This window comes from Microbacterium binotii, assembly GCF_021398715.1.
Taxonomy (GTDB): domain Bacteria; phylum Actinomycetota; class Actinomycetes; order Actinomycetales; family Microbacteriaceae; genus Microbacterium; species Microbacterium binotii_A.
Genome location: NZ_CP090347.1, coordinates 1244655 through 1254104 on the forward strand (window position 1 = coordinate 1244655; position 9450 = coordinate 1254104).

Here is a 9450-nt window from a genome sequence, read left to right on the forward strand (position 1 = left end):
CCACATCCCTCACAGGCTAGGGCCGGGCGGACGCACGGGGTGCGACCCGTGTCGAGCATCGCCTCGACACGGGTGCCGTGCGGCGTCGGCGGAACCGGGCAGACTTCGATGGGCGGAGAGGGTTCTGCGCCGCCTGCGGCGGCGCTAGCCTGAGCCAACGACGAGACGGAGACGGTCATGGCGGAGTTCACACGCGGATTCGGCGGGCGGCGGCGGGAGTCCGACCCGAGACTCCCACCCGGTCAGTACCTCACGGCAGACTTCCCCGTCCTGTCGGCGGGGCCCACCCCGCGCATCCCGGAGAGCGAGTGGTCGTTCTCGATCCGCACCGAGTCGGGGGCGGTCACCTCCTGGAGCTGGTCCGAGTTCCTCGCGCTGCCGGCCGAGGACGTCCACACCGACATCCACTGTGTGACGCGGTGGTCCAAGCTCGACACGACCTGGCGCGGCGTCTCGATCGACACGCTCTTCGCCGGCATCGACACCTCGTACGAGTACGCCATGGCGCACTCGTACGGCGGCTACACGACGAACGTGCCCATGGCCGACCTGCGCGGCGGGAAGGCGTGGATCGCCTACTCGTTCGACGGCGAGCCCCTCGATCCCGAGCACGGTGGCCCTGCGCGTCTGCTGGTACCGCACCTGTACTTCTGGAAGAGCGCCAAATGGGTGCGCGGGATCAGCATGCAGAAGCACGACGACCCGGGATTCTGGGAGCAGAACGGCTACAACCTGCACGGCGACCCGTGGACAGAGGAACGCTACTGGTGAGAACCAGCGACTGGCTCGCCGCCCGGGTGGCCGCCGCCGTCCCCGACACCGCGCACGGCCGCGTGCTGACGCTGGCCGTTCCCGGGTGGCCGGGCAATGCCCCGGGCCAGCATCTCGACATCCGTCTCACGGCACCCGACGGCTACCAGGCGGAGCGCTCCTACTCGATCGCCTCCTCCGGACCGGGGGAGAGCGTCGAGATCGCGGTCGACGAGATCCCCGAGGGGGAGGTGTCGCCCTACCTCGTCCGTGTCGCCGAGCCGGGCGACGCGCTCGAGGTGAAGGGGCCCCTCGGGGCCTACTTCGTGTGGGATGACACCGACCCGTCACCCGTGCAGCTCATCGCGGGCGGCTCGGGCATCGTGCCGCTGCTCGCGATGGCGCGCGCGCGGGCAGCGTCCGGCGCCGGCGCGCCGTTCCGGCTCCTGTACTCGGTGCGCACGGCGGCCGACGCGCTGTACCGGGACGAGGTCGAACGGCTGGGCGTCGCCGGGCTGGATGTGACCTGGGCCTACACGCGCCAGGCGCCCACCGGATGGCCCGGACGCGTCGGCCGGCTCGATGCCGAGCGCATCGCGCAGGCCACGTGGATGCCGGCGCAGCATCCGCTGACGTTCATCTGCGGCCCGACGAGCTTCGTCGAGGCGGCCGCAGATGCGATGGTCGCGGCGGGACACGACCCCGCGCGCGTGAAGACCGAGAGGTTCGGAGGATCCTGATGGACAGCACTCCGCACGTCCGCCCCGACCCGCGCCGCGTCGCCCAGCGCGTCGACGGCAACGCGCTCGCCGGCATGCTGGACGCCTTCGCCGGTCTCGATCCCGCCCTCCTCGTGCTGACCTGCGGTCACTGCGGTCGCAGCGCCGCCCTCGCCGAATGGTCCGTGGAGATGGATGCGGCGGCCGCCATCGTGCGCTGCCGGGGCTGCACACGCACCTTCGCGACCATCTTCCGCCGCGACGGCGGCATCGAGGTGCGCGCCGCCGGGGGATCCATCTCCACCACGTCCGCCGTCTGAGCGGTCCTCGACTCCTGTCGGGGACAGGCGTCGGAGAGGGCGGGTAGCGTCGCCCGCATCCGACGCCGAACGGCGGCCGAGACGAGGGAGAGAGCATGCGACTCGAACGAACCGGAATGGTGTCCATCGACCTGACGGGCCAGACGGCGCTGGTGACCGCGTCGTCGGCGGGGATCGGCTTCGCGATCGCGCTGCGGCTGGCCGAGGCGGGCGCGGAGGTCATCGTGAACGGTCGCAGCGAGGACTCCGTCTCCCGCGCCGTGGCCGAGATCAATGCGCAGGTCGAAGACGCGGCGCGTGGCATCGTCGCCGACGCCGCCGATGAAGCCGGGGCGGCGACACTGGTGGCGGAGGCGGGACGCGTCGATGTGCTCGTGAACAACCTGGGGATCTTCGAGGCCGCCGAGGCGCTGGAGATCGACGACGCCGCCTGGCGGCGCTTCTTCGAGACGAATGTGCTCTCCGGGGTGCGCCTGACGCGCGAGCTGCTGCCGCAGATGATCCGGCGCGGCTGGGGTCGCGTGCTCAACATCGCGAGCGACTCGGCCGTCGTCATCCCCGCCGAGATGATCCACTACGGCACCTCGAAGACCGCCGTGCTCGGAGCCTCACGCGGATTCGCCAAGGCTGCCGCGGGCACGGGCGTCACGGTGAACGCCGTCATCGCCGGACCCACCCACACTCCCGGCGTGGAGGAGTTCGTGGCGCAGGTCGTCGGGCGGGACCTGCCGTGGGACGAGGCGCAGCGCGAGTTCATGCGCACGGCGCGCCCGCAGTCGCTGCTGGGGCGCCTCATCGAGCCGAGCGAGATCGCCAACATGGTCGTCTACCTCGCCTCGCCGCTCGCGTCGGCGACGACCGGCGCGGCGGTGCGCGTCGACGGCGGCTACGTGGACTCGATCGTCCCCTGAGCGGGAAGGGCCGCGACGATCCGCGCGACCACCTCCGGGACGCTGTCGCGCGTCGAGACCGTCACACCCCACTCGTCGGCCTCGAGCGGCTCGAGCGCGTCGAGCTGCGAGGCGAGCAGGGCGACAGGCATGAAGTGATCGGTGCGCGCCGCCATCCGCTTCGCGAGGGTGGCCTCGTCGAGTTCCAGTGCGGCGAAGAAGATCGGCGCCGTGGCCTCGGCGCGGATGAGGTCACGGTACCGGCGGCGCAGCGCCGAGCAGGCGATGACGACGGGACCCTTTTCGCTCGCCGTGCCGAAGGCGAGACCGACGCGTCCGAGCCACGGCGCGCGATCCTCGTCGGTCAGCGGCACACCGGCGGCCATCTTGGCCCGCGCCGCATCGTCGTGCAGATCGTCGGCGTCGAGGTAGACGCCGCCGAGACGCGCGGCCAGGGCGAGGGCGACCGTCGACTTCCCGGCGCCCGAGACGCCCATGACGACGATCCGCATCCGTCCTGCTTCGCTCATACGATCGAGCCTAGGACCGCCGGGTGAGCGCCTGTCACCAGCCGTGAGCGTTGAACCACGCGCTGCGCCGGCCGGCTTCGGCCGCATCGGCGGCACCGCGGAAGGCATCGTGCCGCGCGAGCAGGCCTTCGTCGAGCGGGACGAAGCCCCAGCAGGCCTCGCAGAGAGCCGCGCCGTGCGGAAATCCATCGGCAAGGCGCGGTGCGGGAGTGGCCGGCGCCCCTGAGCCGGAGCACAACGGCGCGTCCGCCTCCCGGTCCGACCACATCCGCGACGTGCCGGACCGGTTGTGCAGACCGGCGTGGCCGCGGGGTCTCGTGCAGACGGCGCCCCGGTGGCGGCTGAGGCACCACGATGCGAGAGCGGTGTTCACGCCATCACGGGGGCGACAGGGGCGCCGAGCGGACGTAGCATGGTCGTCATGTCCACGAAGCCCTCGCCGATCCAGCTGCTGAACGTCCGTCCCGCCGAGGACGAGAACGGCCAGCCGAGCCCGGAGGAGTCCTTCGGCTGCTGCGGCGGCGGCTCCTGCAGCATCGACTGACCCTCACGGACTCGCCTGCGTCAGTGCCCCGCGGGCGGAGCGTCGATCGAATCGGCGGGCTTGCGGATGAGCAGCGCGCCGATGATGGTCGGGATCGCCACGATCGCGGCGAACATGAAGGCGCTACGCGCACCCGCCGCCCACGCGGCGGCGTCTCCGGATGCCTCGTTGGCGACGAAGCCCGCGTTCATGATCGTGATCATCACGGCCACACCGGCGGCTCCCGCCACCTGCTGGACGGTGCTCACGATCGCGCTGCCGTAGGAGTAGAAACGGGGTGCCAGTGAACCGAGCGACGCGGTGAACAGGGGCGTGAACGACATCGCGAGACCCACCGAGAGCAGCGTCTGCGTGACCACGAGCTCCCAGATCGGGGTCGTCTCCGACAGCGTCGTGAACACCCAGAGCAGCGACACGGTGAGGATCGATCCGGGCAGCAGCAGCACGCGGGTGCCCCAGCGGTCGTAGATGCGGCCGATGAAGGGGCCGGCGAGGCCCATCGCGAGAGAGCCGGGCAGCACGATCAGACCGGTCGTGAGCGGGTCGAGGTTCAGCGCGCTCTGTGCGAACAGCGGCAGGACCGTGATCGTGCCGAAGAAGGCGAGCGACAGCACCGCGAAGTGCACGACCGAGATCGTGAAGTTCGTGAAGCGGAACACGCGCAGATCCAGCAGCGCACGGTCCTCCCGCTGCAGGACGAACTGGCGCCACACGAAGCCCGCAAGCGCCAGCACTCCGACGACCAGCGAGATGACGAGCGTCAACGACGAGGCGGTGGCCGCCGCATCCGTCGCGCCGCCGTGCGAGCCGCCGCCGATCTGGCTGAGGCCGAACACGACGCCGCCGAATCCGAACGCCGACAGCACGACCGAGAGCACGTCGATGCGGGCGTGCGTCTGCGCGCCGACGTTGGTGATCCATCGCGCGCCGATGGCGAGGGACACGAGGGCGATCGGCAGCACGATCGCGAAGATCCATCGCCAGCCGAAGTACTGCAGCACGAAGCCCGACATCGTCGGGCCGATCGCCGGTGCGAGAGCCATCACGATGCTGACGCGGCCCATCATCCGCCCGCGCGCGGCCGGCGCGACCACGGTCATGAGGGTCGTCATGAGCAGCGGCATCATGATGGCCGTACCGGACGCCTGCACGACGCGCGCGACGAGCAGTACCTCGAACCCCGGTGCGAGCATGGCGATGAGCGTTCCGAACGAGAACAGCGACATCGCCAGCAGGAAGACCGCGCGGGTCGTCAGTCGCTGCAGCAGGAAGCCGGTGATCGGGATCACGACGGCCATGGTCAGCATGAAGGCGGTCGTCAGCCACTGCGCGAGCACGGCGGTGATGCCGAGATCGGTGATGAGGTGCTTGATCGCCACACCCATCGTCGTCTCGTTGAGAATGGCCACGAAGGCGGCCACGAGCAGCAGCCAGATGATGCGGTTCTCGCCGGAGCGGACGGCGGGGGCGGAGTCGGTCGTGGTGGCCACGGAACCGGTCTGGACGGATTCGGCGTGCATGGTCGTCTCCTCGGAATCGAAAAGGGATGGGGACGGCCGCCGGAAGTGGCGAGCGAATCAGACAACGCGGCGTGCGGGTGGAGCATTCCCGAGACGGCGGAATCCGGTCGGGCCTGGTCGTCGCCCGAGACCGGCACCGATGCGCGTCGGACAAGACTACCGGTTCGGATCCGGGCCCGCGGGGGCGATCTAGGCTGAGCGCATGAGTATGGCCGGCCCGTCGCATCCGCCGGGGTTTCGTGGAGTGGATGCGGCCGCCCAGCGCCTGCGCAACGCCGAGGCTCCCCGCATCCCTCACCTCGGACGTCGGATCGCGGCGCTGTTTCGCCCCTACCGTGCGCGCCTGATCGTCACGGCGCTGCTCGTCGTCGCCGGTGCCGCCGTGGCGGTCGTGCCGGCGCTCATCGTCGAGCGGGTCTTCGACGACGCGCTCTTTCCCGCCGACGGGTCGGGTGTGGACATGGGCCTGCTGGTGCGCCTCGTCGCGATCATGGTCGTGCTCTTCCTCGCCTCGGGCGGACTGCAGGTAGCCCAGACCTGGTTCACCTCGACGGTCGGCAACAACGTCACCGGTGATCTGCGCGTGCGCCTGTTCGATCACCTGCAGTCGATGGAGCTCGGTTTCTTCACGCGCACGAAGACCGGGGTGATCCAGTCCAGGCTGCAGAACGACGTGGGTGCCGTGTCGGGCGTTCTGACCAACACCGTGACGAGCGTGCTGGGCAACACGGTGACCGTCGTCGCCTCCCTCGTCGCCATGGTGCTGATCGATGTGCGGCTCACCCTCATCGCTGTCTTCCTGATGCCGATCCTGGCGCTGATCCAGCGTCGCGTCGGACAGGTGCGCGCGCGCATCGCGGGGCAGACGCAGGAGTCCCTGTCGGAGCTGTCGGCGATCACGCAGGAGAGCCTGAGCGTGTCGGGGGTCCTTTTGGCGAAGTCGTTCAATCGGCAAGGCAGCGAGTCGGAGCGTTACGGAGCGCAGAACCGCATCCAGATCCGGCTGCAGGTTCGTCAGGCCATGAGCGGCCAGGGCTTCTTCGCGCTCGTGGGAGTCATCATGGCGAGCGTTCCCGCCGTCATCTACCTGGTGGCCGGCCTGTTCATGTCGGGCGGAGCGGATGCGGGGATCTCGGCCGGCACGATCGTGGCGTTCACGACCGTGCAGGCGCGCCTGCTGCAGCCGCTCATGGGCCTCATGCGCGTGGCCCTCGACGTGCAGACCTCCGCCGCCGTGTTCGCCCGCATCTTCGAATACCTCGATCTCCGGCCCGCGGTCCGTGACGCCCCCGATGCGATCGACGTCTCCGATGCGCCGGGCCCGGTCGGCCGCGTCGAACTGCGCGACGTCACCTTCCGCTACCCGGAGTCGGCCGCCTCCTCGCGACCCCTGTTGGACGAGGTGTCCTTCGTCGCCGAGCCCGGGCAGCACGTCGCGCTGGTCGGACCGAGCGGCGCGGGGAAGTCCACGGTGCTCTCGCTCATCCCGCGCTTCTACGACGTGGACGGCGGCGCGGTGCTGTTCGCGGGCGCCGATGTGCGCTCGCTCACTTCCGCATCCGTCATCGACCGCATCGGGATCGTCTCGCAGGAGACGTACCTGTTCCACGCGACCATTGCCGAGAACCTGCGTTACGCGAAGCCCGACGCGACGGACGAGCAGCTCGCCGCCGCCTGCGAAGCCGCCAACGTGCACCACGTCATCACGGGTTTCGAGAAGGGCTACGACACCGTCGTGGGCGAGCGCGGCTATCGGCTTTCCGGCGGGGAGAAGCAGCGCATCGCGATCGCGCGCGTGCTGCTGAAGGACCCGCCCGTGCTCCTGCTCGACGAGGCCACCTCGGCGCTCGATACGCGCAGCGAGCGCGTCGTGCAGCAGGCGCTGGACACGGCGGCCCGTGGCCGCACCACGATCACCGTCGCGCACCGGCTGTCGACCGTGGTGGCCGCCGACGTGATCCTCGTCGTCGACGACGGTCGCATCGTCGAGCGCGGCACGCACGCCGAGCTCGTCGCTGCGCAGGGGCTCTACGCCACGCTCGCGGCCGAGCAGCTCACCGTCTGAGCACCGCTCACCAGAGCAGGGCTGCGGAGATCAGCGGCTGCGCGTCGTCGGGGACGACGGCGGTCGCCGCATCCTGCCGCTCGGAAACCGACCGGGCGAAGGCGCCGATCAGTCGGCGGTACTCGTCGTCCGGATGCGTGGCCGCCACCCGCGCGAGCCGCGGGATGTCCATGCGCAGCAGCTGCCCCGCACGTGCCCGAGCGGCGGCCGTGTGTCCGGTGCCCTCGAGTACCCGCATCCCCTCGCTCATCGCGTCGAGACAGTCGCGCAGCACGTCGAGCCGTTCCTCGTGCTGCGTGATCGAGGAGCCGTCCGCACGCTCCCGCCAGTGCACGACGACGTCCGACAACACGTCGAACCGCCGCGCCCTCGCGTACATCTGCTGGGCCACCACCTGGTCCTCGTAGAGCCGTCCCTCGGGAAAGCGCAGGCCCGTGCGCTGCCAGAACTCGGTGCGGCTCAGCTTCGACCATGCGACGACGTTGGCCGTCACCTCCGGGTGCTCCTCGAGGGTGGTCGCCGTCCGCGCGGGCACCGTCGCGCGGCTGACCCACGGCTGCACGTCGCCGGCGGCGTAACCGCCCGACCCGTCCGGACGTAGACGGACATACGCGCCCACCGCGAAATCGCTGCCGCTGCCATCGAGGGTGGCGACGAAGCGCTCGAGAGCCGTGGGGAGCATGACGTCGTCGGCGTCCAGGAAGGCGAGGTAGGGCGTGTCGACCAGGTCCAGAGCCGTGTTGCGGGCGGCCCCGAGCCCGACGCGTCGTGCGAGCCTGACCACACGGAAGCGCGGATCGGATGCGGCGGCCGCGTCGAACAGGTCGCCGGTGCGATCCGATGATGCGTCGTCGACGAGCACCGCCGTCCAGTCCGACAACGTCTGCGCGCGCAGCGAATCGAGGGCGGCCTGCGCCCACGGCTCGACCTGGTAGCCGGGGACGACGACCGTGACGAGGGGACGCTGATTCACGTCGCCGATCGTACCGCTGCGACCGATGCGGCCACCGCCGCAGCGACCGGACCGAGATCGACCGTCAGGTCGTGGGGGAAGGTGAATCGCACGGCGGTCTGCGCCACCTCCGGCGCGATGCCCATCGCCACGAGCACGTGCGAGGGTTCGTCGCTGCCGGCCGCGCACGCCGATCCGCTGGAGGAGACGATGCCGCGCCGTTCGAGTTCGAGCAGCACGGCCTCGCCGCTGGTGCCCGCGAAGGTGAAGCTCGCCGTGGCGGGCAGCCGCTCGATGGGGTGGCCGGTCAGCGCGGCGGACGGCACGGCCGCGAGCACCGCGGCCACGAACGCGTCGCGCGCGGCTCCGACGCGGGCGGCGGATGCGGCGCGCTCCGCTTCGGCGAGTTCGAGCGCGGTGGCCAGACCCACCGCGCCGGCGACGTCCTCGGTGCCGCTGCGGCGGCCGCGCTCCTGTCCGCCGCCGTGGAGGATCGGCTCGACCGGGATGCGGCCGCGGATGGCCGTGGCACCGATCCCCTTCGGGGCGCCGAGCTTGTGGCCGGCGATGGTGATCGCGTCGGCTCCCGTACCGGACAGCGGCAGCCAGCCCGCCGCCTGCACCGCATCGAGGTGCAGGGGCACCCGGGCCGCGGTCGCGACGGCGGCGATGGCGCGCACATCCTGCGCGGTGCCGGTCTCGTTGTTCGCGTAGCCGAGGGTGAGGAGCGCGGTGTCCTCGCGGAGGGCGGCGGCGACCGCATCCGGAGACACCCGACCGACGTCGTCGACGTCCAGGACCGTCACCTCGAAGCCGTGGAGGCGTTCGAGGGCGGCCACCGACTCGAGGATCGATTCGTGCTCGACCGCCGTCGTGACGACGTGGCGACGGCCTCGGGCGAGCATCGCGCCGAGGGATATCCCCTTGACGGCGAGATTGTTGCCCTCCGTGCCGCCGGAGGTGAAGATCACGTCGCCCGTGCGCACGCCCAGCACGGCCGCCACTCGCGCCCGGGCGTCGGCGAGGGCAGACGCTGCCTGCTCGCCGACCTCGTGGTGGCTGGACGGATTGCCGAACGCGCCTCGCCAGTACGGCATCATCGCCTCGATCACCTCGCGGCGCACGGGCGTCGTGGCGGCGTTGTCGAGGTACATGGCTCC

The 9450-nt window shown here is 70.9% G+C and carries 10 protein-coding genes; 6 read left to right on the plus strand and 4 right to left on the minus strand.

Translation table 11 applies throughout. The annotated features are described in order from the left end of the window. Positions 1 to 177: 177 nt before the first annotated feature. The 4 genes from LXM64_RS06285 to LXM64_RS06300 all read left to right on the plus strand — a co-directional run bounded on the left by LXM64_RS06285 (position 178) and on the right by LXM64_RS06300 (position 2700). Positions 178 to 771, plus strand: a complete 594-nt coding sequence (locus LXM64_RS06285; RefSeq protein WP_234075084.1) for a sulfite oxidase-like oxidoreductase — start codon at positions 178 to 180, stop codon at positions 769 to 771. Continuing rightward, a complete protein-coding gene (locus tag LXM64_RS06290) occupies positions 768 to 1490 on the plus strand; it encodes an FAD-binding oxidoreductase (RefSeq protein ID WP_234075085.1) in 723 nt (240 codons plus the stop codon). Before LXM64_RS06285 ends, LXM64_RS06290 begins: the two co-directional genes overlap by 4 nt. Then, entirely contained in the window at positions 1490 to 1789 is a 300-nt protein-coding gene (locus LXM64_RS06295; RefSeq protein ID WP_234075086.1) for a DUF6510 family protein, read from the plus strand. The genes LXM64_RS06290 and LXM64_RS06295 overlap by 1 nt, the downstream gene beginning before the upstream one ends. A gap of 119 nt (positions 1790 to 1908) precedes the next feature. After that, the gene (locus tag LXM64_RS06300; RefSeq protein WP_234075416.1) at positions 1909 to 2700 is read left to right on the plus strand and encodes an SDR family NAD(P)-dependent oxidoreductase; all 792 of its coding nucleotides are present in this window, start codon (positions 1909 to 1911) and stop codon (positions 2698 to 2700) included. On the opposite strand, the gene LXM64_RS06305 is transcribed toward LXM64_RS06300, so the two are convergent. Next, positions 2676 to 3209, minus strand: coding sequence for a gluconokinase (locus LXM64_RS06305; RefSeq protein WP_234075087.1), 534 nt, complete (start codon positions 3207 to 3209; stop codon positions 2676 to 2678). The two genes, LXM64_RS06300 and LXM64_RS06305, sit on opposite strands and share 25 nt — an antisense overlap. Positions 3210 to 3630: 421 nt before the next feature. On the opposite strand from LXM64_RS06305, the gene LXM64_RS16055 reads away from it, so the two are divergent. After that, on the plus strand, positions 3631 to 3753 hold the full coding sequence (locus LXM64_RS16055; RefSeq protein WP_267955138.1) for a hypothetical protein: 123 nt from the start codon (positions 3631 to 3633) through the stop codon (positions 3751 to 3753). Positions 3754 to 3773: 20 nt separating this feature from the next. On the opposite strand, the gene LXM64_RS06310 is transcribed toward LXM64_RS16055, so the two are convergent. Continuing rightward, positions 3774 to 5273: a DHA2 family efflux MFS transporter permease subunit gene (locus LXM64_RS06310; RefSeq protein ID WP_234075088.1), complete on the minus strand. Its 1500-nt coding sequence runs from the start codon at positions 5271 to 5273 to the stop codon at positions 3774 to 3776. Between the two features lie 202 nt (positions 5274 to 5475). On the opposite strand from LXM64_RS06310, the gene LXM64_RS06315 reads away from it, so the two are divergent. Further along, the gene (locus LXM64_RS06315; protein WP_234075089.1) at positions 5476 to 7338 is read left to right on the plus strand and encodes an ABC transporter ATP-binding protein; all 1863 of its coding nucleotides are present in this window, start codon (positions 5476 to 5478) and stop codon (positions 7336 to 7338) included. A gap of 7 nt (positions 7339 to 7345) precedes the next feature. Here LXM64_RS06315 and LXM64_RS06320 read toward each other — a convergent pair whose 3' ends face one another. Beyond that, entirely contained in the window at positions 7346 to 8311 is a 966-nt protein-coding gene (locus LXM64_RS06320) for a glycosyltransferase family 2 protein (RefSeq protein ID WP_234075090.1), read from the minus strand. Beyond that, a complete protein-coding gene (locus LXM64_RS06325) occupies positions 8308 to 9444 on the minus strand; it encodes a cysteine desulfurase family protein (protein ID WP_234075091.1) in 1137 nt (378 codons plus the stop codon). Before LXM64_RS06325 ends, LXM64_RS06320 begins: the two co-directional genes overlap by 4 nt. Between the last annotated feature and the right edge of the window lie 6 nt (positions 9445 to 9450).

Coding starts and splice junctions, on each gene's coding strand:
- LXM64_RS06285 (WP_234075084.1), top strand. CDS start 178: ATGGCGGAGTTCACACGCGGATTCGGCGGGCGGCGGCGGGAGTCCGAC.
- LXM64_RS06295 (WP_234075086.1), top strand. CDS start 1,490: ATGGACAGCACTCCGCACGTCCGCCCCGACCCGCGCCGCGTCGCCCAG.
- LXM64_RS06305 (WP_234075087.1), bottom strand. CDS start 3,209: ATGAGCGAAGCAGGACGGATGCGGATCGTCGTCATGGGCGTCTCGGGC.
- LXM64_RS16055 (WP_267955138.1), top strand. CDS start 3,631: ATGTCCACGAAGCCCTCGCCGATCCAGCTGCTGAACGTCCGTCCCGCC.
- LXM64_RS06310 (WP_234075088.1), bottom strand. CDS start 5,273: ATGCACGCCGAATCCGTCCAGACCGGTTCCGTGGCCACCACGACCGAC.
- LXM64_RS06315 (WP_234075089.1), top strand. CDS start 5,476: ATGAGTATGGCCGGCCCGTCGCATCCGCCGGGGTTTCGTGGAGTGGAT.
- LXM64_RS06325 (WP_234075091.1), bottom strand. CDS start 9,444: ATGTACCTCGACAACGCCGCCACGACGCCCGTGCGCCGCGAGGTGATC.